Here is a 26,640-nt window from a genome sequence, read left to right as displayed (position 1 = left end):
AATTATAAAAAATCAATACATTTGTAATTTATCGTAGGATAAATTGAAAAATAGTTTTCAGTTACGTATTTTTGTGTTAATTTGCCAACAATCTTGGATGGCTCACTATTATCCTGATGGAATATGTGGTTTAAAACACTATTTTCATGACTTGAAATAGACGATTTAACTGCACTGGAAAAATTCTAAATAAATGTAGTCGAGTGTAGTTTGAATCATTAGGCCGTCTGAAAAAGAAGAATACCCAAAAGAAGGAATGAAATATGGCCGGAAAAACCTATCCGCTGTTGGTTGCATCATTGGCTGCCGTATTCGCGTTGTCGGCGTGCAGCCGCGATGTCAAGCCTGCTCCTGAGTTTAAACGTACCGATTATGAGCGCGTGGTGGTCAGCAACGGCGTCGAGCCGGGTACGCTGGATCCTCAGATGAGCGGCGATATGGCGGCTGGTGCGATTATCCGTCAGTTGATGGATGGTTTGGTCGGCACGGATGCCGAAGGCAAAACCATTCCTGCTTTGGCGGAAAAATGGGAGAGCGAGGGAGAGCGTATTTGGACCTTCCATCTGCGTGATGCTAAATGGAGCAATGGCGATCCGATTACTGCCGAAGATTTCGTGTACAGCTTCCGCCGTCTTGCCGATCCGGCCACCGGCGCACCTTTTGGCAGCTATTTGGTCGATGCACAAGTGGAAAATGCGGAAGATATATTAAACGGCAAAGCCAAGCCTGAGACATTGGGCGTCAAGGCGTTGGACGCGAAGACCCTGCAATTTACGCTGATTGCGCCCGTGCCTTATTTCCCCGATATGCTGATTCAGCAATTCACGTTTCCGGTTCACCGCGCCACTGTCGAAAAATATGGCAATAAGTGGACGCAGCCCGGTCATTATGTTTCCAGTGGTGCCTATCTGTTAACGGATTGGAAAGTCAATAGCCACATCAATATGGAACGCAATCCCAATTATTACGATAAAGACAAAGTGGCCATTCCGAAGGCGGTTTTCTTATCAGGTAGCGGTGAGTACAACCGTTATCGCGCCAATGAAATTGATGTGACCTACGGTATTCCCAGCGATCAGGTCAAAGTGGCGGATATTGAGTTTCCGGGACAAGTGAAACGTACAACTTCTTTATGTAGCTGGTATTTGGAGCCGAACCACGAAGCGGCGCCGTTTAACGATCCACGCGTCCGCAAGGCGCTCAATATGCTGACGCGCCGCGACATTGTCGTCAAAGTGGGCGGCCGCGGCGATACGCCTGCGTTCCAATTGACGCCGCCGCAAATGCAGGGCGTGATTCCTGTTTATCCAGAGTGGAAAGAGTGGACGCCTGAAAAACGCATCGAAACCGCGCGTAAACTCTTGAACGAAGCAGGCTACAACGATGACCATCCGCTTGAGTTCGATATTTTGTACAGCACCAGCGAAGCGTCCAAAAAACAAATTACTGCCGTGCAGTCGGTGTGGAAAGCCGCCATTCCGTTTATCCGTCCGACTTTGTCCAACGAGGAATGGAAAACTTATTTGGATACGCGCGCGCAAGGCAATTTCAAGGTTTCGTTCAGCGGCTGGTGTTCCGATTTCAACGATCCAGCAGGTATGCTCAATATCTTGAAATCTAACAACTCAAATAATGCATTCCGCTACAAAAGCGCGGCGTTTGACACATTTATGAACAATACGCTGAAAGATGGTGTCAGCAAGGAAGCACGCAGCAAGCTCTATGCCGATGCGGAGAAGCAGCTTCAAGAAGACGCTGCACTGATTCCGCTGTATCATCAGGTTGAAGTGCGTATGGTTAAACCTGATATTATCGGCTATTCCGACAAAGACCCTTTGCGGAACTACACGGTCAAGAGCTGGTCGTTCGCACCGAAAAAATAGATTGATTATAGACAGCACAAGTTTTCAGACGGCATTGATGACAGAGGCCGTCTGAAACAATAGGAGACATAACACATGAAATCTGTACAACAACGTTTGTCCGCTTTACGCGAAGCCATGAAAAAACATGGCGTGGACGCGTTTGTCATTCCTTCCGCCGATCCGCACCTTTCCGAATACCTGCCCGAGCATTGGCAGGCACGCCGCGATTTTTCCGGCTTTACCGGTTCGGCCGGTACTTTGGTGGTGACCGCCGATAAAGCAGGCGTGTGGACGGACAGCCGCTATTGGGAACAGGCCGGCCAACAGCTTGCGCCGAACGGCATTGAGTTGCAAAAAATGGGCGTTGATGCGCCTTATACCGAATGGTTGGCACAAAATCTGCCCGAGGGCGCAGTGGTCGGCGCGCCGGCCGATATGTTCGCACTCAGTGGCGAGCGCGGTTTGAAACAGGCACTTGCCGCTAAAAACATCCGCCTCGAATATCCTGAAACCTTGTTGGGCGAAGTGTGGGACGACCGTCCTGCATTGCCGACTCCGGAAATCTATGTTCACCATCCCGACTATGTTTCCGAAACGGCGGCCGAAAAACTGGCCCGTATCCGTGCGGCCATGAAAGAGCAGGGCGCAGAGGCGCATTTGGTTTCTTCTTTGGACGACATCGCTTGGATTACCAATCTGCGCGGCGATGATGTGCCGTTCAACCCCGTGTTCTTGTCCCATTTGTTTATCAGCCAAGACAAAGCTGTATTGTTTACCGATGCAGGCCGTCTGAAAGCCGAATCTGCCGAAGCTTTGAAAGCAGCAGGTTTTGAAGTATTGCCTTATGCGCAAGCGGCGGACTATTTGGCAGGCGTTAAGGGCGCATTGCTGATTGATCCGAACAAAACCGCGATCGGCACTTTGCGCCGCCTGCCTGAAGACGTCCGTTTGATTGAAGCCATCCACCCAAGCACATTCTTCAAATCAGTCAAATCCGATGCCGATATCGCCCATATCCGCAATACCATGGCGGAAGACGGCGCGGCATTGTGCGGCTTCTTTGCCGAGTTTGAACAAATCTTGGCAGACGGCGGCGAATTGAGCGAACTGGACATCGACGGCATGCTCTACAAACACCGCAGCCAACGTCCCGGCTTTATTTCGCCAAGTTTCGACACCATCGCCGGCTACAATGCCAACGCCGCCTTGCCTCATTACAGTGCAACGCCGGAAAACAACAGCAAAATCAAAGGCGACGGTATGCTGCTGATTGACTCCGGCGGTCAATACTGGGGCGGTACGACCGACATCACGCGTGTGGTGCCTGTCGGCAATCCGAGTGCGGCCATGAAGCGCGACTACACTTTGGTGTTGAAGGCGCATATTTCTCTGGCGGAGACCATTTTCCCTGAAAACATCAAAGGCCCGATGATTGATGCCATCTGCCGCAAATCGCTCTGGCAGGCGCAATGCGATTACGGTCACGGTACAGGTCATGGCGTGGGCTATTTCCTCAATGTGCATGAAGGCCCGCAAAGCATTGCCGTTGCCGCCGTGCCGCAACCGCATCACGCGATGAAGTCAGGCATGCTGACTTCCAACGAGCCGGGTCTTTACCGTCCGGGCAAATGGGGCATCCGTATCGAAAGCCTGGTAATCAACCGTCCGGTCGAAAACCCAGAGGAAACCGAGTTCGGCAAATTCCTGTATTTTGAAACCGTTACCCTCTGCCCAATCGATACGCGTCTGATCGATACCAAACTGATGACCGGCAGCGAAATAGAATGGCTGAACCAATATCACGCCGAAGTGCGCCGCCGTCTCGAGCCTTTGACAGAAGGCGCGGCCAAAGCATGGCTGATTGAACGCACCGAACCTTTGGCGCGTTAACGTGAAAGGCCGTCTGAAACGGCGGATACAAAGTTTCAGACGGCCTTATAACAACAATTATCTAAAAACTAAAAAAACCTTACCCGACTCCGAATAAAAACAATAACCCGGTCGGAATAGAGAGAGAAACCGGCGCGGCGACGTTACAGACGCCTGCTGCCATTCATCCGATTTCCGCTTCAGGTCAGCTTTGTTTTCACGAGTCCGGTATGTTCAGACAGGACAGCCTGATTATGTTGAAATTCATCATCAAACGGATATGTGCTTCCATCCCGACCATGCTGGTGTTGATTACCGTATCGTTTTTCCTGATGCGGCTTGCACCGGGCAGCCCGTTCACAGGCGAACGCAATTTGCCGCCTGCGGTCATGGCCAACATCGAAGCCAAATACCACCTCAATGATCCGATGTACCTCCAATATTTCCACTACCTCAAGCAGTTGGCGCAGGGTGATTTGGGGCCGTCGTTCAAATATAAAGATTTCAGCGTTAATGAGTTGCTTGCCCAATCCCTGCCGGTATCGGCAGAACTTGGCTTCTACGCCTTTTTAATTGCCGCCATCTTCGGCATGTTTATCGGCATCATCGCCGCCTTAAAACAAAACAGCTGGCTGGATTATTCGCTGATGAGTGGTGCGATGACCGGTATTGTTGTTCCCAGTTTTGTGATGGCGCCGGTATTGGTGCTGGTGTTTGCCGTCAGATTGCAATGGCTGCCTGCGGGCGGCTGGAACGATGGCGCACTGATGAACTTGATCCTGCCTGTCGTTACTTTGTCCATCGGTTATGTGTCCAGTATCGCGCGGATTACGCGCGGCGCGATGATTGAAGTATTGAACAGTCCCTTTATCCGTACGGCACGCGCCAAAGGCCTGCCCATGAGCCGCATCATCCTGCGCCATGCGTTGCGTCCTGCCATGTTGCCGATTGTTTCTTTCTTAGGCCCGGCATTCGTCGGCATCATCACCGGCTCCATTGTGATTGAAAACGTGTTCGGTATTCCCGGCGTCGGACAATTGTTTGTCAACGGCGCGCTCAACCGCGACTACGGCATGATTTTGGGTTTGACGATTTTGGTCGGCATCATGACCATTTTGTTCAACGCCATCCTCGATATTCTGTATGCCATTATTGACCCGAAAATCCGTTATTAATCCCATTTGCGCAAAGGCCGTCTGAAACGTTCAGACGGCCTGAAGAAAGAATAAAAAGCGAGAGAGAATATTATGTTATTCAAAAAGAAGCAGACTCAGGCCCTTGCAGAGGCAGCAGAATACGCCCAAGTACACGGCAAAAGCCTGTGGAGCGACGCATGGCGGCGTTTTAAACAGAACAAAGCGGCGGTGTACAGCATTATCATCCTGTTGTTGATCAGTATTTTTGTGATTGTGGCACCATGGATTGTCCGCTACACCTACGACTTCACCGACTGGGATAATATGCAGATTCCGCCGTCCTTTTCTACCCATCACTATCTGGGTACGGATTTGCTCGGCCGCGATTTGCTGTCTCGTGCGGCAACCGGCGGACGTATTTCCTTGCTGGTCGGTGTGGCCGGCGCATTGGTGGCCGTTGTCATCGGTACGCTTTATGGTGCGATTGCCGGCTTTATCGGCGGTAAGCTCGATTCGCTGATGATGCGCTTTTTGGAAATTTTGAACGCGTTTCCGTTTATGTTTTTCGTGATTCTGCTGACCACGTTCTTCGGCCGCAATCTGCTTTTGATTTTTGCCGCCGTGGGTTTGGTGTCTTGGCTGGACGTGGCGCGTATCGTGCGCGGTCAAACTTTGAGCTTGAAGCATAAAGAGTTTGTCGAAGCGGCGCGTGTGAGCGGCGTGGCAAAACGTAAAATCGTGACGCGCCACATTATTCCGAATGTTTTGGGCGTGGTGATGGTGTATGCCTCTTTGCTGGTGCCGGGCATGATTATGTTTGAATCCTTCTTGAGCTTCTTGGGCTTGGGCGTGCAAGAGCCGATGACCAGTTGGGGTTCGATGTTGCAAGAAGGTGCGATTTCTATGGAAGCTGCACCATGGCAGCTGCTCGTGCCGAGTTTCTTCTTGGTAACCACTTTGTTCTGTTTCAACTTTATCGGCGACGGCCTGCGCGATGCGCTTGACCCGAAAGACCGCTAAACCACAACCAAAAGGATAATCAAAATGACAAAACAGTTACTGGTTGTAGAAAATCTGGACATCAATTTTGAATTGCATGAAAAGAACGTGCACGCCGTGCGTAATGTCAGCTTTAAAGTGGCAGAGGGCGAAACATTGGCTTTGGTCGGCGAGTCCGGTTCGGGCAAGTCTGTAACGTCTATGTCCGTCATGCGCCTGCTGCCTGAGAAATTTGCCCGATACAGCAAAGATTCGCGCATTACTTTTGACGGTATTTCCATTTTGGATGCCGATGAGAAAACCCTGCGTGATTTGCGCGGCAACCGCATCAGCGTGATTTTCCAAGAGCCGATGACATCGCTCAATCCGTTTATGCGTATCGGTGCGCAACTGATTGAAGCGGCGCGTGTGCACAATAAAAAGCTCGGCAAAAAAGAAGCAGGACAAAAAGCATTAGCATTGCTGGAGTGGGTTGGCATCAAAGAAGCCGAACGCCGCATGAAACAATATCCGCACGAGTTTTCCGGCGGTCAGCTGCAACGCATTATGATTGCCATGGCGCTCATCAATGAACCTGACCTGCTGATTGCCGACGAACCGACCACGGCTTTGGATGTGACCATTCAAGCCGAGATTCTCGATTTGCTCCACGATTTGCAACAGCAAATGGGCATGGCGATTATCTTCATTACTCACGATTTGGGTTTGGCGGAACACTATTCCAAAACTGTCTGCGTCATGCGTAACGGCGAAATTGTCGAGCGCGGCAAAATCAAAGAAGTATTTGCCCATCCGAAACACGAATATACCGCCGAACTCATCAATGCCATTCCCAAAGGCATGAAAGAGCCGGAAGAAAACAACGCCGGTGTGTTAATCGATGCCGACAATGTCAATGTTTCTTTCGTATTGAAGCAAAACTTTTTCGGTAAACCGCTCAAAACTTTTGACGCTGTCAAAGGCATCAGCCTCAAAATTAAAGAAGGCGAAACATTGGGCGTCGTCGGCGAGTCCGGTTCCGGCAAATCCACGTTGGGCAAAGCCGTCATGCAGATGCTGCCTTATACAGGACATATCTCCTTTGAAGGCAAAGACCTGAAAAACTATACCGCCGAAGAAGCACGCCGTCTGAAATCGCAACGGCAAATTGTGTTCCAAGATCCGTTCGGTTCGCTTTCACCGCGCCTGACCGTTGGCGAAATTATTGGCGAAGGTTTGACGGTTCACCATCCTGAAATGACTAAAAAAGAACGTATCCAGCGCGTTTTGGAAGTCATGAAGGAAGTGTCCCTGCCGCTTGACGCGCTCAACCGCTATCCGCATGAATTCTCCGGCGGCCAGCGTCAGCGTATCGCGATTGCACGCGCCGTTATCCTGCGCCCGAAATTCATTCTTTTAGACGAGCCGACCTCTGCGCTTGACCGCTCCGTACAATCCAAAGTAGTCGAACTTTTGCGCGACTTGCAGAAGAAATACGGCCTGACTTATATGTTCATCAGCCATGATTTGTCTGTCGTGCGCGCCGTCAGCGACAACGTAATTGTGATGAAGCAGGGCGAAATGGTTGAGTACGGCAGCGCGGATCAGATTTTCCATCATCCGCAAAACGATTACACCAAACGTTTGATTAACGCCGCATTTGATTTGTAGAAAAGGAAAAGGCCGTCTGAAAAGAAATTTTCAGACGGCCTTTACGGAATTCTTTGGATTTGAAAATAAAAAAGACTTGAATCATCAAGTCTCGCATTTCATTTTCACTAGATAAAAAAATATCAAGAATGGCGGAAGCGGTGAGATTCGAACTCACGGAGGGCTATCAACCCTCGACGGTTTTCAAGACCGTTGCATTAAACCGCTCTGCCACGCTTCCATTCTTGAAGCCGTAATATTAATGGAACTTACGGCCTTTGCCAAGAGGTATTTTAGAAAAAATATCTAGGATTCTGTTTTTATTTAGATTGTTCTTCACGCATGAATACCCATTCGGCTTCGTTTGAAGCTGCTTCATTGAATGAATAGCCTTCGTAGTCGAAGTTTTTGAGCATTTCAGGCTCGGTAATGCCGTGTTCTGCCGCGTAGCGCACCATCAAACCGCGCGCACGTTTGGCGTAGAAGCTGATGATTTTGTATTTGCCGTTTTTCTCGTCTTTAAAAATCGGCGTAATCAGGCGTGCGTTGAGTTTTTTGGTGTTGACGGATTTGAAATATTCTTGTGAGGCGAGGTTGATTAAAACGTCGCTATCGGCCTGCTTCAGCGTTTGATTGAGCAGGTCGGTGATTTTATCGCCCCAAAATTCGTAGAGGTTTTTGCCGCGCGAGTTGGCAAAGGCCGTGCCCATTTCCAAGCGGTAGGGTTGCATCAAGTCGAGCGGGCGCAGTACGCCGTATAAGCCGGAGAGCAGGCGGACGTGTTGTTGCAGGTAGTCGATTTGTTCCGGTTTGAGCGTATCGGCGGCGATGCCTTCATAGACGTCGCCGTTGAACATAAATACGGCCTGTTTGGCGTTTTCAGGGGTAAACGGCGTGTGCCATACGGCATTGCGTTCGGCATTGAGCAGGGCGATTTTGTCGGAAACATGCATCAGCTCGGCGATTTGTTGAGGGGCAAGCTGACGCAACTCCTGCATCAGGATTTCTGCTTCGGGCAAAAGGTCGGGCTGGGTAAAGCTGCTGACGGGGGAGGGGTCTTTTTCGTTGAGGTTTTTGGCTGGGGATAAGACAAAAAACATGATAATTTCGGCTTTGAAATGAATAATGTGTGGGATTGTAGGTTTAAAATCGGGGAAGAACAAGATGGAATAAACGCATTAATTGAATGCTTTTATTGAAACGTATTTCTGTTGAAAGTAAAATTCGAAGCTTCCACCTGATTCTGACATTTCTATTTGAGGAGAATATCATGTCTAAAACCATTATCCATACCGACAAAGCCCCTGCCGCGATTGGCGCATACAGCCAAGCAGTCCGCGCAGGCGATACGGTTTATATGAGCGGTCAGATTCCTTTGGATCCGGCTACGATGACTGTGGTCGGCGATGGCGACTTCCGCGCCGAAGCAGTGCAAGTATTTAAAAACCTGCAAGCCGTAGCAGAAGCGGCAGGCGGTTCTTTGAACGATATCGTCAAACTCAATGCTTATTTGACTGATTTGGCCAACTTTGCCGTATTCAATGAAGTGATGGCTGAATTTATCGAACAACCTTTCCCTGCGCGTGCGGCGGTTGGTGTGGCTAGTCTTCCTAAAGGCGTTCAGGTTGAAGCAGAAGCAGTATTGATTTTAAATGCATAATTGATGTTTTCAGACGGCCTGGGCTGGGCTTGAGGCCGTCTGAAAATAAGAACAACGGAAAACAATAATAATGGCACATTACGCAATCGGAGACATTCAAGGCTGTTTTGACGAGCTGACTTTATTGCTTGCCAAAATCGGCTTTAATCATGGTACGGACACCCTTTGGCTGGTTGGTGATATTGTCAATCGCGGCCCGAAGTCCTTGGAAACCCTGAAATTTGCCAAAGAGCATGACAGCAGTGTGCAAATGGTTTTGGGCAATCATGATTTACATCTTTTGGCAGTCGGTTGCGGTGAAGGAACGCTCAAGCGCAGTGATACAGTTGAGCCGATTTTGACCCATCCCGATAGTCATGCCATGCTTGACTGGCTGCGTCATCAACCGCTGTTGGTGCGCGGCGACAGGCATGTGATGGTGCATGCCGGTATTTTGCCGCAGTGGTCTGTTGATAAGGCCGAAAGCCTTGCCCGTGAGGCTGAGGATGAATTGCAAGGTAAAAAATACAGGAAATTTTTTGGCAAAATGTACGGCAACAAGCCAACCGAGTGGACGGGCGATTTGACAGGCTATGAGCGCCTACGCATGATTATCAACGTCTTTACCCGTATGCGTGCGCTGACGTACAAAGGCGAATTGGATTACGAATATAAATCCACTCTGAAAAAAATGCCGCTTTACCTGCGCCCTTGGTTTAAAGCGCCTGATAGGCAGAATTTGGATTATATTACCGTGTTCGGACATTGGTCGTCATTGGGCTACGTTAATACCGATCAGGTCATTGCTTTGGATACCGGCGCGTTGTGGGGCGGAGAGCTGACGGCGGTCAATTTGGATACCAACGAAGTGATACAGGTACCGTCCTTGGGCGGATTGGATTGGAAAACGGCATTGAAATAGTTTGGATAAGATAAAAGGCCGTCTGAAATGTTTCAGACGGCCTTTTCGTATTGGTTAATCCAAAGAAGGCAGGAGTTTGTCCGGATTCATAATGCCATAAGGGTCAAGCTGATTTTTGATGGCATGCATCAGAACGAGTTCGGCCTGCGTACGCACACGGGGCAGCCAATGTTTTTTGATGATGCCTACGCCGTGTTCTGCGGCAATCGTGCCGTGGCAGGCAAGGATGTTTTCATAAACAATGGTATTGACGGCATCCTCGTATTGGTAGGCTTCGTTGCTCAATACGTTGGGCAGGAATGTATTGTAATGCAGGCTGCCGTCGCCTAAATGTCCGAAGCAGACAATCTGTATGCCGGGAAAGCGGGTTTCTAAGGCAGGGGCGCATTGGCGGACAAAGGCGGCCACTTGGGCGATAGGGACGGCGATATCGTGTTTGATGCTGGTGCCGAGTTTGCGTTGGGAAGCGGAAATATTTTCACGCAAGGTCCATAAGTCGGATCGCTCTTGTTCGGATTGCGCCAAGATGCTGTTTTCCCATCCGTTTTGATAGAGAAATTCGGCAAGCTTTTCATCCAGTCCGGCATCGGGAACGGAATCTGCAAGTTCAATCAAAATATGCCATTCCGCATCGGCAGGCTTTTTGAGTTGGCTGAATTCCGAAGATAAATCGAGGGCAAAGCGGCTGATCAGCTCGAAGCTGGTCAAGCGCTCGGCAAAATGGCCTTGCACCGCAGTTAAAAGAGAGACGGCGGATTCAATATCGTCTAAACCTACCCATGCGGTCGCTTTGGTTTTGGGCTGGGCAAAGAGTTTGAGTGTGGCGGCGGTAATGATGCCCAATGTTCCTTCGCTGCCGATAAAAAGATGGCGCAAGTCGTAGCCGGTCGTGTTTTTGTGCAGGGGCTGAAGGTGGGAAACCAGTTCGCCGTTTGGTAAAACGACTTCCAAACCCAATACCAAATCGCGCATGCTGCCATAACGCAAGACATTCAAACCGCCAGCATTACAGGCGATATTGCCGCCGATTTGGCAAGAGCCTTCGCTGGCAAGGCTGAGTGGAAACAGTCGTCCCGCTTCGGTTGCCACATTTTGAGCATTCTGCAAAATCACGCCTGCTTCAACCGTCATGCTGTTGTCGGCAAGGTTGATATCGCGGATGCGGTTGAGCTTGGAGAGATTGAGCAGTACGCCTTCGGTGGTTACCGTTGCGCCGCATAATCCGGTATTGCCGCCTTGCGGGGTTACGCGGATGCGGTTTTCAAAACAGAAACGCATGATTTTCTGCACGCTCTCGACGGAGTTCGGCTGTAAGACAATATCCGGCGAAGAAACAAAACGGCGGCGTTGGTCGTTTAACAAGGCCGGAGTGGCTTCGATGATTTCAGAGGCGGAAAGAAACTCAGCAAAACGGTCGTGAAGGTGCATGGCAGTCAGGCGGAAAAGTCGGGAAGGGGAGTGTGAGAAATGTAAAAAAGCAGGATACACAATGGTATCCTGCTTTTCTTATATTCAAAAGAATATTATTTAGCAGCTTCAGAAGCAGCGGCTTCAGTAGCAGATGCAGCAGCTTCAGTAGCAGAAGCAGCGGCTTCAGTAGCTTCGGTAGCAGCAGAAGCAGCGGCTTCAGTAGCAGATGCAGCAGCTTCAGTAGCAGATGCAGCAGCTTCAGTAGCAGAAGCAGCGGCTTCAGAAGCAGCAGAAGCGGCAGTTTCAGCAGCTTTATCAGCACCGCCACAAGCGGCCAAAGCTAAAGACAACAAAGCAGCAGCGAACAGAGATTTTTTCATTTTTGAGGACCTTTTTTAAATCGATTTAAACTAAAAATAGCCGTCAAACGGCCTGTACAGTAGAAATTCATTGCTGAATTTTCGTTATTATGCCCCACGGGGTAGGCCAATGCAACGTTGCTTAACCGTTTGCGGACTAAAATCAATACAAAATTAGCGAAAATAATGTAAATCAGGGAGGCAGGTAAAAAATCATCTAAAAATATTCATAATTAATGAAAATTTTAAAAGTTGTTTATATTCAATAATTTGATTATTTTTAACTGTTGTTGGTTTTAAGGATTTAGAATGTTTTTGCGTTTGGGGAAATTTTTGTAATTTAGCAACTTTGTGTTGTGAAAAAGCAACTTTTATGGATTGGAATCATTCAATTTTGTTTTTTATATAGACTTTTTCGGGTTTGTTGTGTTCGCCAAAAGTATTTGTTTAAGGTAAACCGATTGTTTAGTTACAGCTGTGATAGAATAGCCTGAACCTGACTTTTAAATATTGATTAAGGACGACATGATGTCTATTGTTAAAAATTCCGTAGTTTCCCTGCATTATGAAATGTACGATGCAAACAACCAGTTGTTGGACAAAACCGAAGAGCCGATTGCTTACCTGCATGGCGGTTATGACGGTATTTTCCCTTTGGTGGAAGAAGCGTTGCACGGCAAAAATGTAGGCGATACTGTTGAAGTGGCTTTGTCGCCTGATGATGCCTTCGGCGAGCAAGATCCTGAGCTGGTACGTATTGAAGATGTAAGCGTATTTCCTGTTGAAGTTGAAGTCGGCATGATGTTTGAAGCCGATGATCCGGAAACAGGCGATGTATTGATTTATCGTGTAACCGATGTTGCCGACGGTAAAGCCGTAGTGGACGGCAACCATCCTTTGGCCGGTATGAAAGTATTGTTCAAAGCGATTGTTGAAGGTGTACGCGATGCGACAGAGGAAGAAATTGCCCACGGCCACGTACATGGCCCGCACGGTCATCACCACCACTAATCAGGCTTGAAGCATGATAAAGGCCGTCTGAAAAGGAATGAAACCTTCCTTTCCAGACGGCCTTTAAGTTTTTACAAGACAGATAAATAGGAAATTTTGGCGCAGGTCAAATCAAACAGGGAAATATGGATTTTGTTAGAGATTACAATGAATTACATGTAACGGTGCGACAAGATCTGTATTAAGATTCAGATATTGGTAAAACAGGCAGAGTGCAATGAGTGAGACATTGGAGCAGCAGGCCGTAGCGGCCGGTATTGATTTAGGCTACCACGACATCAACGGTACATATCATGCGACCAAACCTGAAGTTTTGGAATCGATTGTTGCTGTTTTGGACAAAAGCAAACCGGATTCAGACGGCCTTTATCTGAATACGATGGTCGCGCATGAAAACGGCGAAGAATCTTTACAGATGCCGTCTGAATTTTATGGTGCGGAAGCGGTCGTATTGATTGATGAGGCGGATGAGTGCCAGACCTTGACTTTATATCCGGGCGACAACGATACGCTTTGGATTAAGCTGCCCCAACTGGCTTGCGGTTATTACACTTTGTCGGCCGAGACCGGCGGAAAATGTTGCCTTGTACGCCTGATTGTTGCGCCTGAATCGGTTTACCAGCCCAAACTGCTTGCCAATGGTGGTCGGATGAATGGTTTGACCATGCATTTGTACAGCCTGCGTTCCGAGCGCAACTGGGGTATAGGCGACTTTACCGATTTGCTGAACCTGATGAAATATGCGGCGGAGAAAAAGCTGGATTTTGTCGGTATTAACCCTTTGCACGCCTTGTTTACCAGCAAGCCTGCCTTTGCCAGCCCGTATAGCCCTTCTTCGCCCGAATGGCTTAATCCGATTTACTTGGATATCGAGAAAGTCGGTGCGTTTACTTATAACGAGCAACTGAAAAACTGGCTGGCACAATCGAAAATTCGTCAGCGCATCGCCGCTTTGCGTGTTACGGAAACAGTGACTTATACGGCGGTTTGGGCATGCAAGCGTGATGCGCTGCATATGGCGTTTAACGCATTTGAACAAGATACTTGCGAAGCTGCGGCAAATGAACGCGCTGCATTTGAAGCATTTGTTACGGGAAAAGGCAAAGCTTTGCAGGGCTTCGGTTTGTTTGAGGCTTTGGACCAGTATTACAGCCGTCCCGGACAAGTGGGTTGGCAGTCATGGCCGTCTGAATTTCATCAGCCTGATGGCGAAGCAGTAGAAAAATTCGCGCGCGGCCATGAGCGGGAAATCCGTTTTTATCTGTGGCTGCAATGGCTTTGTGCGGAGCAGTTGCGCGAAGTCAACCAAGCCGCTGTCGAATACGGTGTCAAACTCGGTATTTACGGCGATTTGGCGGTTGGCGTGGCGCGAGGCAGCGCGGATACTTGGTTAAACCGCCAAGATTATTGTATGGACGTATCTGTTGGTGCTCCGCCCGATCCTTTGGGGCCGACAGGGCAGAATTGGAATTTGCCGCCGCTTAATCCGTCGATGTTGAAACATACGGGCTATGAAAAGTTTGCCCATCTGTTGCGCGAAAACATGCGCCTGTATGGCGTGTTGCGGATTGACCATGTGATGGCGCTGTGTCGTTTGTGGTGGGTTTTAAACGATAAAACAGCAGATTTCGGTGCATACGTGCATTACGACGCCGAAGTGACTTTTGCCATATTGGCTTTGGAAAGCCAGCGAAACCGTTGCGTCATCATTGGCGAAGATTTGGGTACGGTACCCGATCAAGCGCGTTATCTGCTCAACCGCTATCAAGTGTTCTCCTACAAAGTGATGTATTTCAGCAAGGGCTGGAACGGTTTCCAACTGCCTGAAGAATACCCTGAGCAGGCGATTACGGTCATCAGTACCCACGATGTCGCGCCACTGGCAGGTTATTGGATGGGCAAAGATTTGGATACGATGTTCAAACTCGGTACTTTGCCTGATGCAGCCGCTTTTCAGACGGCCTTGGATGAGCGCGAACACGATAAAGCCGATTTGCTGGACAAATTGAAATATACCGGCTGTCTGGGTGCAGACGTGCAAATGCCGGCAAAAGCCGATGAAACTTTGCTGGCGGCTTTGCACAAATACGGCGCATTGAGCCGCAGCAAGCTTTACGCCGTACAACTGGAAAACCTGCTGGGCGTCATTGACAATTTGAATGTCCCCGGCGTGCCGGACGGTTATCCGAACTGGGCGCAAAAAATGCCGGTTTCTTTGGAAGATTTCCTACAACACCGCCTCATGGGTGGCCAACTTGCCATTATTGACGAGGTACGCATGAAAACAAACAGCTAAATCAAGGCTTATCATGAACTTGACCAAATCGAGCGCGATACGGTCGAAAGCCTGTTTCTTGCCACCCACAGCGACTTGTTCGCTTATCTGGGACGACACCGCCTTGCAGAGGGCGATGAAGTAGTGCGCGTTTTGATTCCCGGCGCAGTAAGCGTGGATATTGTGAACCGCCGCAGCGACGAACTCATCATGCCGTCTGAAAAAATTGATGAACGCGGTTTCTTTGTGGCTGTTTTGCCCGATGATGCGCCCGATTACGCTTTGAGTATCCGTTATGCCGAAGACTCCGAGCCTGTGATTGAAGAAGACCCTTATCATTTCAGCTCTGCGTTGTAAGAGATGGATTCTTGGCTGTTGGCCGAAGGCAAGCACCTGCGTCCTTATGAGACTTTAGGCGCGCATTTTGCCGAGTTGGACGGCGTGAAGGGCGTACACTTTGCCGTATGGGCGCCAAATGCGCAACGCGTTTCCGTTATCGGCGAATTCAATAACTGGGACGGCCGCCGCCATGTGATGCGTTTCCACCGCGACAACGGCATTTGGGACATCTTTATTCCGGCAGTCAAACTCAACGCCCTCTACAAATTTGAAATCCGCAATGCCAACGGCGATGTGTGCGAAAAAGCCGACCCGTATGTTTTCGGTGCGGAACTGCGCCCGACCACGGCATCTATCGTGCGCGGTTTGCCTGACGAAGTCGAAGAACCGGCTTTCCGCGCCCGTGCCAACGCCATTGATGCGCCAATCAGCATTTATGAAGTGCATTTGGGTTCTTGGAAACGCAATCCGGAAAATAATTTCTGGTTGACTTACGAAGAGCTGGCCAAAGAATTGGTGGCATACGTCAAAGACATGGGCTTCACCCATATCGAATTCCTGCCTGTTTCCGAATATCCGTTTGACGGCTCATGGGGCTATCAGGCAACCGGTTTGTATGCGCCGACCAGCCGTTTCGGTTCGCCGGAAGAATTGCGCGCATTGATTAAAGCCGCGCACGACGAGGGTATCAGCGTTATCCTCGACTGGGTGGTCGGCCATTTCCCGACCGACGATCACGGTCTGGCCAAGTTTGACGGCACCGCGCTTTACGAACATGCCGACCCGCGCGAAGGCTACCACCAAGACTGGAACACCCTAATTTACAACTTCGGCAGAAACGAAGTGAAAAACTTCCTGCAAGGCAACGCCCTGTATTGGATAGAACGTTTTGGCTTTGACGGTATCCGCGTTGACGCGGTGGCTTCGATGATTTACCGCAACTATTCGCGCAAAGACGGCGAGTGGATTCCGAACCAATACGGCGGCCATGAAAACCTTGAAGCCATCGCTTTCCTGCGTGATACCAACACCATGTTGAAAGAGGAAGTTCCGGCAGCGACTGAAATCGCCGAAGAATCTACTTCGTTCGCCAATGTAACCCGCCAAGAAGGTTTGAACTTCAGCTTCAAATGGAATATGGGCTGGATGAACGATACTTTGCGTTACATGATGGAAGACCCCATCAACCGCAAATACCATCACAACAAAATGACCTTCGGCATGATGTACCAATACAGTGAAAACTTCGTCCTGCCGCTCTCGCACGACGAAGTCGTACACGGCAAACGCTCGCTGCTCGGACGGATGCCCAGCGACTGCTGGCAGCAATTCGCCAACCTGCGCGCCTACTACGGCTTCATGTACGGTTTCCCCGGCAAAAAACTTTTGTTTATGGGCAACGAGTTCGCGCAAGGCAGAGAGTGGAACTACAACGAAGGACTGGATTGGTTCCTGCTGGAGCAAGAGGGCGGCTGGCACAAAGGCGTGCAAGACTTCGTACGCGAGTTGAACCATGTCTATAAAGACACTGCGCCGCTTTACCAATTAGACCAATGGCCTGAAGGCTTTGAGTGGCTGGTTGCCGATGACGGCGACAATTCCGTATTCGTCTTCGAGCGCCGCGACCGCGAAGGCAACCGCGTTATCGTCATCAGCAACTTCACGCCTGTGGTGCGTGAAGGCTACCGTTTTGGTGTGAATTCTGCCGGCGAATACCGCGAAATCCTCAATTCAGACGACCTGCATTACAAAGGCAGCGGCGTTTCTGCCGGCGCAACGGTGGAGACAGCAGAAGTTTGGTCGCATGGCAAACCAAATTCCCTGTCTGTTACCGTACTGCCGTTGGCAACCGTTTACCTGTATCAGGCGGCAGTCAAAGACGAAGCGTAAATCAACTTTGAGGGTGGGCATTATGCCGGCCTAATCAGCTGAAAATTAAAAGATAGTGACATCAATATGACTCAAGGCCGTCTGAAAGATTTTCAGACGGCCTTATATTGGACACGAAACCAAATACATACCAAGGAATCATTCTATGACTGCCAAATCATGGCATATCGAGGAAGGCAAGCCTTATCCCATGGGCGCGACCCTGACAAGCAAGGGCGCGAATTTCACCTTGTTTTCCATCAATGCTGAAAAGGTAGAATTGTGTCTGTTTGATAAAGATAAAGAAACCCGTTTGGAGATGCCTTCGCGGCGCGGTTCGGTATTTTACGGATTCGTGCCGGACGTTAAGGCAGGGCAGCGATACGGTTTTCGTGTGTATGGACGTGAAAACGCAGAATACAGCTCATGTTTTAATCCCAACAAATTACTGATTGACCCGTATTCCAAAAAAATTGACGGCAAACCAAGCTACCGTACCGCCGAAGAAATGGCATGGTTCAGGCCGGAAGATGAACGCGACAATGCCGCCGTTGCACCGAAAAGCGTCGTGATCGGACGCAGCCGATTTAATTGGGCCAAAGATTGCCGTCCGGAGATACCGTGGGGCAAAACCGTTATTTATGAAGCCCATGTCAAAGGGTTTACCAAGCAGTTCCCCGATTTGAAATATGCAGGCACTTATAAGGCCTTGAGTGATAAACGGTTTTTGGCTTATCTGCAAGAATTGGGGGTGACGACGGTCGAGCTGCTGCCGATTCATTATCATCTGGACGAATACCATCTTCAGCAGATGGGTTTGAGCAATTATTGGGGCTACAACACTTACTCCCATTGTGCCGTCGAGCCGTCTTATGCCGATAATCCCGAGCGTGCGGCGGCGGAGTTTAAACAGGCAGTCAAAGCCTTGCATCAGGCAGGTTTGGAAGTGATTTTGGATGTCGTGTACAACCACACGGCAGAGCAGGACGACAAAGGCCCGATGCTGTGTCAGCGCGGTATCGACAACACCTTATGGTATTGGCACACCTCTTACGGCAGCTATGAAAACTGGTCAGGTTGCGGCAATACGCTCAATATTGTCCGTCGCGACGTTACCCGTTGGGCGGCAGACAGCCTGCGCTATTGGGCCGAAGAGTTTCATGTTGACGGCTTCCGTTTTGACTTGGGAACCGTATTGGGACGCGAGCCCGATTTCCAATCGTATGGCCGTTTTTTCCAAGTCTTGTATCAAGATCCGGTTTTGGCCGGTTTGAAGCTGATTGTTGAAGCATGGGACATCGGCGAAGGCGGCTATCACTTGGGCAATTTCCCGCAACCTTTTACTGAATGGAACGGCCGTTTCCGTGATGATATGCGCGCGTTTTGGTCTTGGGAAAGCGGTAATTTGGGCGCATTTGCCGAACGCTTGGCCGGGTCGTCCGATATTTTCAACCACAGCGGCCGCCGACCGTCTGCCAGCATCAACTTCATTACTGCACACGACGGCTTCACTCTGCGCGATTTAGTCAGCTACAACGAAAAACACAACGAAGCCAACGGTGAAAACAACCGCGACGGGCATAATGAAAACATCAGCTACAACCACGGCGTAGAAGGCGAAACCGATGATGAAGAGGTTTTGCTCAACCGCGAATACACTTCCAAAGCGCTGCTTGCCTCTTTATTTTTATTCAACGGTACGCCCATGCTGTTGGCCGGCGATGAGTTCGGCAACAGTCAGCAAGGCAACAACAACAGCTACTGCCAAGATAATCCGATTACATGGTTGGATTGGCAAAATGGGTCTCATGTGTTGCAAGATTACACTCAAGAGCTGATACGCGTACGCAGCCAAATCAAGCTGCTGACAGATGATTGCTGGTGGGAAAAAGAGCGTGTGCAATGGCTCAATGCTGATAGCAGCCCGATGACCGAATATTGTTGGCACAACAGGGGCAGCAAGGCGATTCAGATCGTTTTGGATGACGAGTGGCTGCTGTTGGTAAATGCCAAACGTAGCCGTCAGTTATTTAATCTGCCTCAAGGTAATTGGGAAATTTCTTGCGTACCATCAGAGAAATTAAATTACGAAGAAACAGGAAAATGTGTTGTTGAGCACATGGGGATTTGGATTTTGCATAAAACAAATTAAATGGGAATTAAACTATTGTTTGATTAACACTTTGATATTTTATTGGTATTTGTTCATTTTTGGCTTCGTGGTATAAATCGGAAATGCCGATAAGATGATTAATGGTTTAATTGTTAATTAAATGTTTTATAAAGAAAAAAATATCCTTTTTTTAAATCTTTCCGCTATAATTCCTTGTTGTGTAACAAACCTACGCGTCATTCCTTTCAGACGGCCTGTTACCGTTGTCAGGCCGTCTGAAAACCGAGTTTCGTTGTTTTTAATAAAACTATCAGGCGCGTTGTCCAGTGCCTCACGCTAGAGAAAGGCTTCCATGGCTAAGAAAAAACTCCCTATCTCCGGTTACGATTACGTAATGCCTAAACCGGACGCCGAAACCATCCGTAAATCCATCGTTTACAAGCTGATTTTTATCTTGGGCGTAGATCCGAAGGAGGCAACTTCACATCAATGGCTCAACGCCGCCATGCTTGCCGCGCGTGACCTGATTGCGGAAGATTTCCTCAAAACACGCCGCGCCCACATCGACAACGGCAAACGCATGGTTTATTACCTGTCTATGGAGTTCCTACTCGGCCGTTCGTTTGTCAACGCGCTGATTAACGAAGGTGTTTACGCCGAATTTGAAGAAGCTTTCAAACAACTGGGCAAAGAATTTGCCGATGTCTGCGAACAAGAAGAAGATCCGGGTTTGGGTAACGGCGGTTTGGGCCGTCTGACCGCCTGCTTCCTCGACTCTTTGGCAACCCTGCGCATTCCTGCTATGGGCTACGGCATCCGTTACCAATACGGTATGTTCAAATAAGAAATCGTGGATGGCCAACAAGTTGAAAAACCCGATTTGTGGCTCGACCAAGATTTGGCATGGCAGTTTGCCCGTCCGAACAAACAATATTCCGTACGTTTCGGCGGTCAAGTATTGAACTTGGGCGACAAAAAAGAATGGCAGCCGAGCGAAGAAATTTCCGCTTGGGCATACGATGAAATCATTCCGGGCTATGGCGGCGAATGTGCCAATCCATTGCGCTTGTGGACTGCACACGCAGGCAACCTGTTTGACCTTACCGACTTCAACCGAGGCGATTACGCTTCCGCCGTCCGTGCGCAAAACAGCGATGAAAACATCTCACGCGTCCTGTATCCGAACGACTCTACCGAATCTGGCCGTGAATTGCGCTTGAAACAAGAATACTTCTTGGTTTCCGCATCCGTACAAGACATCGTAGCGCGCCATAAATGCCGTTTCCCAAGTATCCGCACTTTGGCCGACGAGGTTGCCATCCACTTGAACGACACTCATCCGGTGCTCGCCATTCCAGAATTGATGCGCATCCTGATTGACGAAGAGGGTATCGCATGGACTGAAGCATGGAATATGTGCTGTAAGATTTTCTCTTACACCAACCACACATTGATGAGCGAGGCCTTGGAAACTTGGCAGGTTGACCTGATGGGCCGTCTGCTGCCGCGCCATTTGGACATCATCTTTGAAATTAACGCCTACTTCCTCAATGCCTTACGCGCCATTGGCAACTTCGACGACGACTTTGTCCGCCGCGTATCCATCATTGATGAAACCCACGGCCGCCGTGTCCGCATGGCATGGCTTGCTGTGATCGGTTCGCACAAAGTCAACGGCGTGGCAAAAATCCACTCCGATTTAATGACCACATCCATCTTTGCCGACTTTGCCAAAATATTCCCGGAACGCTTTACCAACGTAACCAATGGCGTAACCCCGCGCCGCTGGATCAACATTGCCAACCCGGGCTTGACCAAATTCTTGGACAAACATCTGGGTAATGAAGACTGGCGTCTGCATTTGGACAACCTGGCCAAGCTAAACGACAAAGTGGACGATGCCTCCGTACAGGCAGAATTCGGCGAAGTAAAAAAAGCCGCCAAAGAGCGCCTTGCCAAATACATCGAAACCGAACTGGGCATCAAAGTTAATACCGATGCACTTTTCGACATCCAAATCAAACGTATCCACGAGTACAAACGTCAAGCATTGAACGTGATGCACATCGTCGACCGCTACAACAAAATCCTGGAAAACCCCGATTTTGATTGGCAGCCGCGCGTGTTCATCTTTGCCGGTAAAGCCGCATCCGCCTATTACATGGCGAAGAAAATCATCCGTCTGATCAACGACGTTGCCAAAGTCATCAACAACGACACCCGAATCCGCGACCTGATTAAAGTCGTTTACATCCCGAACTACAGCGTCAGCCTCGCCCAAATCATCATTCCTGCCGCCGATTTGCACGAACAAATCTCACTGGCAGGTACGGAAGCATCCGGTACCAGCAACATGAAATTTGCCCTCAACGGCGCAATCTGTATGGGTACACTGGACGGCGCGAACGTCGAAATTTTGGAAAAAGTCGGTGCGGACAACTGCTATATCTTCGGTAACACCGTAGAACAAGTCGAAGAAATCCGTCGCAACGGTTACGACCCGTTGAGCTATATCGAGCGAGACAGCGACCTGCGCCGCGTCGTCAACCAGATCAGCCAAGGCACTTTCTCTCCGGAAGAGCCAAACCGCTACAACGACGTGTTGCAACCATACGGCGACTTCTATCAACTGATGGCTGATTTCCGCAGCTACATCGACACGCAATACAAAGCGGACGAACACTACCGCAACGTATCCGCATGGCGCAAATCAGCCTTGATCAACATCGCCAACATGGGCTTCTTCTCATCCGACCGCTCCATCGTCGACTACTGCCGCGATATTTGGTACATCAAACCATTGAGCGAAAAAGAATTGCCCGGCAGGAATTAAGCGTTGAGCAGATAGCGAAAGCCGATACATTGGGAAGGTGTATCGGCTTTTTTCAGGTGTTATAATCTGTTTCAATAATTATATTTATGGTTGGTTACGTTTATGTCCCAAACTCACAACGAAAATTCCCGCGTCAAGATTCCCGCCATTTTGCACCTAATGCGTTTGGGCTATGATTATCTTTCACTAAAAAATGCAAATTGGGATAAATCAACCAATATTTTCCCCGAAATCTTCATAGAAAGCCTCTGTCGCATCAATCCCGATTTATCGCCGGACGATGCACGCCGTTTGCTGACCGACATTACTATTGAGTTAGACAACGAAGACTTGGGGCAAAAATTTTACGAACGCCTCACCAATCAATCCGGTGGCAAGAAACTGATCGACTTTCAAAATTTCAATAACAACAGTTTCCACGTTGTAACCGAATTGCCCTGCATTAACGGCGATGAAGAATTCCGCCCCGACATTACCCTGCTGGTAAACGGCATGCCTTTGGTATTTATCGAAGTCAAAAAGCCCAACAACAAAGGCGGAATCGGCGAAGAGCGGGAGCGCATGGGCAAACGTGCGAAAAATCCCAAATTCCGCCGTTTCATCAATATCACTCAATTCATGATTTTTTCCAACAACATGGAATACGACGACGGCGCGACCGAGCCGGCGCAAGGCGCGTTTTACGCTTCGTCTGCTTACGGCAAGCCCGTGTTTAACTATTTCCGCGAAGAGCACAAATTAAATCTTGCCGAATTATTGAACACGCTTTCAGACGACCTCGAAAACAAAGTCCTGCAAGACAATAACCTGCCCGTTATCAAACACAGCCCTGAATTTATTAGCAATAAATCGCCCGAAACACCGACCAACTGCATCCTGACTTCGCTGCTTTGCCGCGAGCGCCTCGCCTTTATCCTGCAACATGGGCTGACGTACGTTAAAAGTAACCAAGGCACGCTGCAAAAACACATCATGCGCTATCCGCAGCTATTTGCCACCCTTGCCATTGAAAAACATCTGGCAGATGGTGGCAAAAAAGGCGTAATTTGGCATACCCAAGGCTCCGGCAAAACCGCGCTTGCTTATTACAACACCCGCTATCTGACCCACTATTACGCCAAACAGGGCATCGTGCCGAAATTCTATTTCATCGTGGACAGGCTCGATTTATTGAAACAGGCGCAGCGCGAATTTACCGCCCGCGACTTAATCGTCCATACCATCGACAGCCGCGAAGCCTTTGCTGCTGACATCAAATCCGCCCAAACCCTGCACAACCACGCAGGCAAAGCGGAAATCACCGTTGTTAACATCCAAAAATTCAAAGACGACCCCAATGTCGTCGCCCGTAACGACTACGACCTCGCCATCCAGCGCGTTTATTTTCTCGATGAAGTACACCGCAGCTACAACCCCAAAGGCTCATTTTTAGCCAACCTCAACCAATCCGACGTAAACGCCGTCAAAATCGGGCTGACCGGCACGCCGCTTATCGGCGTAACCGCAGGCAACGTCAACACCCGCGAACTCTTCGGCGATTACATCCATAAATACTATTACAACGCCTCCATCGCCGACGGCTACACCCTGCGCTTGATTCGCGAAGCCATCAGCAGCCAATACAAAGCCGAATTGCAGGCTGCATTGGCGCAGCTTGAAGTCGAAAAAGGCAGCTTTGACCGCAAAGAAATCTACGCCCATCCGCACTTCGTCCGCCCGATGCTTGACTACATCTTGGACGACTTCGCCAAATTCAGAAAAACCAACCAAGACGAAAGCCTCGGCGCCATGGTCGTTTGTGACAGCGCAGAACAGGCACGCCAGCTTTTTGAGCATTTTCAGACGGCCTCAGACCACAATTTCACCGCCGCGCTGATATTGCACGACGTCGGCACCAAAGACGAACGCGACCAATGGGTTAAAGATTTCAAAGCGGGCAAAATCGACATCTTGTTTGTGTACAACATGCTTTTGACCGGCTTTGACGCGCCGCACCTGAAAAAGCTCTATTTGGGTAGGCTCATCAAAGCCCACAATCTTCTGCAAACCCTGACCCGTGTCAACCGTACCTACAAATCTTACCGCTACGGCTATGTTGTCGATTTTGCCGACATCGAGCGCGAATTCGACAAAACCAATCGCGCCTATTGGGACGAACTTTCTAACGAATTGGGCGACGAAATCGGCAGTTACAGCCAGCTATTCAAAACCGTCGAAGAAATCGAAGAGGAAATCACCGGCATCAAAAACGCCCTGTTTGACTTCGACACTGAAAACGCCGAAGTATTTTGCAGTCAAATCAACCAAATAGACGACAAAAAACAGCTTCTCGCCCTCAAAAAAGCCCTGCAAACCGCCAAAGAGCTGTACAACGTCCTGCGCCTGCAAGGCAGCCACGAATTTCTCGCGCATCTGGATTTTGACAAGCTCAATCTGTTGTACCGCGAAACCGCTGCCCGTCTGGATACCTTAAACCTCGCCGAAAAGTTGCAGCAAGGCAATACCGCCCATTTGCTCAATGAAGCACTGGAAGACGTTTACTTCCAGTTCGTCAAAATCGGCGAAGCTGAACTCAAACTTGCCGACGATTTGAAAGACATCATGCGCAAAGTGCGCGAAGGGCTGGCGGGCAACTTCGACCAAGAAGACCCCGAATACATCAGCCTGCGCGAAGAACTGGAACGCATCTTTAAGAAAAAGAATCTCGCCGAAGTTGGGCAGGAAGAAATGCAGGCAAACATCGCCACACTCGAAACCGTCTATACCAAAATCAAAGAACTGAACCGCCAAAACGACCTCTTGCGGCACAAATACGGCGGCGACGCTAAGTATGCCCGCACTCACAAACACCTGCTGAGAACCTTCTCTGTCCTCCATGGCGATAAACTCAAAGTTTTTAACGCGCTAAACGGCGTCAAAGCCGATGCCGACCAAAAAGTGCTGGATATGGAGCAGATTTTGGACAACCAAAATTACTTTGAAAAACAAATGCAGGGCATTGTATTAAAACGCTTTAGAACGGAACAGCAATTTCCTGTTCAACCCCAAGACATCCAAGCCATCAACCGCCTGCTGGTGCGAGAATATTTAAAAGAAAGCGGGCGGATTTGAGGAAGTGGTTTTTCAGGTAGCCTTTACGGGCGTATTGCATACGTTCGAAGTGGATAATAAAAGTGCGGTCGGATTTGGGAATGTTTTTCAGACGGCCCTTGAAAGAGAAATAAATTTTTATGAATGAATTACAAGATTGTATTTTAGGAGATTTAGTAGAGTTTCAACGTGGATATGATTTACCAAAAGATTCTTTTGTCAAAGGAGAATATCCTGTTCAATCCTCAAACGGAATTCTAGGTTATCACAATGAATACAAGGTTAAAGCACCTGGAATCACGATTGGACGAAGTGGGACAGTTGGGATTCCGCATTTAATAACAAAAAACTTTTTTCCGCATAATACGGCATTGTATGTAAAAGATTTCAAGGGTAATAACGTCCATTATATTTATTACTTATTGAAAAATTTAAAATTAAATGAATATAAAACTGGTTCTGGTGTTCCAACTATGAACCGAAATCATCTGCATCCGTTAAAAATTAAAGCGTTTACAGACTCAAAGTACCAAAAATCCATCGCCGCCGTCCTTTCCGCTTTGGACAAAAAAATCGCCCTGAACAAACAAATCAACGCGCGCTTGGAAGAGATGGCGAAAACCCTCTACGACTATTGGTTTGTGCAGTTCGACTTTCCCGATGCCAACGGCAAGCCCTACAAATCCTCAGGCGGCGAAATGGTGTTTGACGAAACCTTGAAACGGGAAATTCCGAAGGGGTGGGAGGTGAAAAGTTTGGGGGAAATAGCTACACTTAAAGCAGGCGGAGATAAGCCAGAATTAATAAGCCGATTTCAAACTCAAGAATACAAATTTCCTATATATTCAAACGGATTAAATGATAATGCACTATATGGATATTGCAAAAAAGCAATTATTACAGAACCAAGCATTACTATTTCAGCAAGAGGAACAATAGGATTTACTAAAATTAGAAATCATTCATTTACTCCAATTATTCGTCTAATTTCTGTCACACCAAAGAATAGTCAGTTCATAAAATTTTTGGAGTTATTTCTTAGTCAAACAAGTTTTGAAAACGCAGGTTCTGTACAAAAGCAATTAACAATACCACAAATTGAGAATATAAAAATTCTCACGCCAAACATAAAGTTAATAAATAAGTTTTCAGATATTACTACATTGTCTGTTGGACTTATTGAGTCAAATGAAAAACAAAACCACCAACTAACCCAACTCCGCGATTTCCTACTTCCCATGCTGATGAACGGGCAGGTTTCTGTGGTGGAATAAGCCGGATT

At 48.7% G+C, this 26,640-nt stretch carries 14 protein-coding genes, 1 tRNA gene and 2 pseudogenes; 13 read left to right on the top strand and 4 right to left on the bottom strand.

Going from position 1 to position 26,640, the window contains the following annotated elements; genetic code table 11:
- Positions 1-263 precede the first annotated feature (263 nt).
- From O3660_RS05200 to O3660_RS05180, 5 genes are all read left to right on the top strand, one after another.
- Entirely contained in the window at positions 264-1,883 is a 1,620-nt protein-coding gene (locus O3660_RS05200; RefSeq protein WP_371464624.1) for an ABC transporter substrate-binding protein, read from the top strand.
- A 75-nt stretch (positions 1,884-1,958) separates the two neighbouring features.
- A complete protein-coding gene (locus tag O3660_RS05195; RefSeq protein ID WP_049351169.1) occupies positions 1,959-3,755 on the top strand; it encodes an aminopeptidase P family protein in 1,797 nt (598 codons plus the stop codon).
- Positions 3,756-3,988: 233 nt separating this feature from the next.
- Positions 3,989-4,909 carry an oligopeptide ABC transporter permease OppB gene (gene oppB, locus O3660_RS05190; protein ID WP_036472303.1) on the top strand — a complete coding sequence of 307 codons (921 nt, stop codon included), beginning with the start codon at positions 3,989-3,991 and terminating at the stop codon, positions 4,907-4,909.
- Positions 4,910-4,981: 72 nt separating this feature from the next.
- Positions 4,982-5,890, top strand: a complete 909-nt coding sequence (gene oppC, locus O3660_RS05185; RefSeq protein WP_003683112.1) for an oligopeptide ABC transporter permease OppC — start codon at positions 4,982-4,984, stop codon at positions 5,888-5,890.
- A gap of 24 nt (positions 5,891-5,914) precedes the next feature.
- On the top strand, positions 5,915-7,519 hold the full coding sequence (locus tag O3660_RS05180; RefSeq protein WP_049351170.1) for an ABC transporter ATP-binding protein: 1,605 nt from the start codon (positions 5,915-5,917) through the stop codon (positions 7,517-7,519).
- A 129-nt stretch (positions 7,520-7,648) separates the two neighbouring features.
- Here O3660_RS05180 and O3660_RS05175 read toward each other — a convergent pair.
- Positions 7,649-7,739 (bottom strand) — tRNA-Ser (locus O3660_RS05175).
- 79 nt (positions 7,740-7,818) lie between these two features.
- Positions 7,819-8,598: a peroxide stress protein YaaA gene (yaaA, locus tag O3660_RS05170; RefSeq protein WP_049351213.1), complete on the bottom strand. Its 780-nt coding sequence runs from the start codon at positions 8,596-8,598 to the stop codon at positions 7,819-7,821.
- Positions 8,599-8,768: 170 nt separating this feature from the next.
- Between yaaA and O3660_RS05165 the strand changes: the two genes are divergently transcribed.
- Positions 8,769-9,158, top strand: coding sequence for a RidA family protein (locus O3660_RS05165; protein ID WP_371464622.1), 390 nt, complete (start codon positions 8,769-8,771; stop codon positions 9,156-9,158).
- A 70-nt stretch (positions 9,159-9,228) separates the two neighbouring features.
- Positions 9,229-10,059, top strand: a complete 831-nt coding sequence (locus O3660_RS05160) for a symmetrical bis(5'-nucleosyl)-tetraphosphatase (protein WP_049351172.1) — start codon at positions 9,229-9,231, stop codon at positions 10,057-10,059.
- Positions 10,060-10,113: 54 nt separating this feature from the next.
- Here O3660_RS05160 and O3660_RS05155 read toward each other — a convergent pair whose 3' ends face one another.
- Together O3660_RS05155 and O3660_RS05150 are read right to left on the bottom strand one after the other, a co-directional pair.
- Positions 10,114-11,487, bottom strand: a complete 1,374-nt coding sequence (locus O3660_RS05155; protein ID WP_049351214.1) for an FAD-binding oxidoreductase — start codon at positions 11,485-11,487, stop codon at positions 10,114-10,116.
- A gap of 95 nt (positions 11,488-11,582) precedes the next feature.
- A complete protein-coding gene (locus O3660_RS05150) occupies positions 11,583-11,849 on the bottom strand; it encodes a hypothetical protein (protein ID WP_049351173.1) in 267 nt (88 codons plus the stop codon).
- A 507-nt stretch (positions 11,850-12,356) separates the two neighbouring features.
- Between O3660_RS05150 and O3660_RS05145 the strand changes: the two genes are divergently transcribed.
- From O3660_RS05145 to O3660_RS05120, 6 genes and pseudogenes are all read left to right on the top strand, one after another.
- Positions 12,357-12,839: a peptidylprolyl isomerase gene (locus tag O3660_RS05145; protein ID WP_049351174.1), complete on the top strand. Its 483-nt coding sequence runs from the start codon at positions 12,357-12,359 to the stop codon at positions 12,837-12,839.
- Between the two features lie 217 nt (positions 12,840-13,056).
- Positions 13,057-17,343 (top strand): annotated as a pseudogene (glgB, locus tag O3660_RS05140) (1,4-alpha-glucan branching protein GlgB).
- 145 nt (positions 17,344-17,488) lie between these two features.
- Positions 17,489-19,474 carry a glycogen debranching protein GlgX gene (gene glgX / locus O3660_RS05135; protein ID WP_049329218.1) on the top strand — a complete coding sequence of 662 codons (1,986 nt, stop codon included), beginning with the start codon at positions 17,489-17,491 and terminating at the stop codon, positions 19,472-19,474.
- 313 nt (positions 19,475-19,787) lie between these two features.
- A pseudogene (locus O3660_RS05130) lies at positions 19,788-22,268 on the top strand (glycogen/starch/alpha-glucan phosphorylase).
- A 102-nt stretch (positions 22,269-22,370) separates the two neighbouring features.
- Positions 22,371-25,379: a type I restriction endonuclease subunit R gene (locus O3660_RS05125; protein ID WP_371464621.1), complete on the top strand. Its 3,009-nt coding sequence runs from the start codon at positions 22,371-22,373 to the stop codon at positions 25,377-25,379.
- Positions 25,380-25,498: 119 nt separating this feature from the next.
- Entirely contained in the window at positions 25,499-26,632 is a 1,134-nt protein-coding gene (locus tag O3660_RS05120; RefSeq protein ID WP_371464620.1) for a restriction endonuclease subunit S, read from the top strand.
- The last annotated feature ends 8 nt before the right edge of the window (positions 26,633-26,640 follow it).

Origin of the sequence: Neisseria sp. 27098_8_139 (genome assembly GCF_041433195.1) — a bacterium.
In the GTDB taxonomy this organism is placed as follows: domain Bacteria; phylum Pseudomonadota; class Gammaproteobacteria; order Burkholderiales; family Neisseriaceae; genus Neisseria; species Neisseria subflava.
This window is presented reverse-complemented; position numbering and strand designations above follow the sequence as displayed.

What these genes read in the sequence shown, in the direction of transcription:
- O3660_RS05200 (WP_371464624.1), top strand. Translation starts at nt 264, where the DNA reads ATGGCCGGAAAAACCTATCCGCTGTTGGTTGCATCATTGGCTGCCGTA.
- O3660_RS05195 (WP_049351169.1), top strand. Translation starts at nt 1,959, where the DNA reads ATGAAATCTGTACAACAACGTTTGTCCGCTTTACGCGAAGCCATGAAA.
- oppB (WP_036472303.1), top strand. Translation starts at nt 3,989, where the DNA reads ATGTTGAAATTCATCATCAAACGGATATGTGCTTCCATCCCGACCATG.
- oppC (WP_003683112.1), top strand. Translation starts at nt 4,982, where the DNA reads ATGTTATTCAAAAAGAAGCAGACTCAGGCCCTTGCAGAGGCAGCAGAA.
- O3660_RS05180 (WP_049351170.1), top strand. Translation starts at nt 5,915, where the DNA reads ATGACAAAACAGTTACTGGTTGTAGAAAATCTGGACATCAATTTTGAA.
- yaaA (WP_049351213.1), bottom strand. Translation starts at nt 8,598, where the DNA reads ATGTTTTTTGTCTTATCCCCAGCCAAAAACCTCAACGAAAAAGACCCC.
- O3660_RS05165 (WP_371464622.1), top strand. Translation starts at nt 8,769, where the DNA reads ATGTCTAAAACCATTATCCATACCGACAAAGCCCCTGCCGCGATTGGC.
- O3660_RS05160 (WP_049351172.1), top strand. Translation starts at nt 9,229, where the DNA reads ATGGCACATTACGCAATCGGAGACATTCAAGGCTGTTTTGACGAGCTG.
- O3660_RS05155 (WP_049351214.1), bottom strand. Translation starts at nt 11,487, where the DNA reads ATGCACCTTCACGACCGTTTTGCTGAGTTTCTTTCCGCCTCTGAAATC.
- O3660_RS05150 (WP_049351173.1), bottom strand. Translation starts at nt 11,849, where the DNA reads ATGAAAAAATCTCTGTTCGCTGCTGCTTTGTTGTCTTTAGCTTTGGCC.
- O3660_RS05145 (WP_049351174.1), top strand. Translation starts at nt 12,357, where the DNA reads ATGTCTATTGTTAAAAATTCCGTAGTTTCCCTGCATTATGAAATGTAC.
- glgX (WP_049329218.1), top strand. Translation starts at nt 17,489, where the DNA reads ATGACTGCCAAATCATGGCATATCGAGGAAGGCAAGCCTTATCCCATG.
- O3660_RS05125 (WP_371464621.1), top strand. Translation starts at nt 22,371, where the DNA reads ATGTCCCAAACTCACAACGAAAATTCCCGCGTCAAGATTCCCGCCATT.
- O3660_RS05120 (WP_371464620.1), top strand. Translation starts at nt 25,499, where the DNA reads ATGAATGAATTACAAGATTGTATTTTAGGAGATTTAGTAGAGTTTCAA.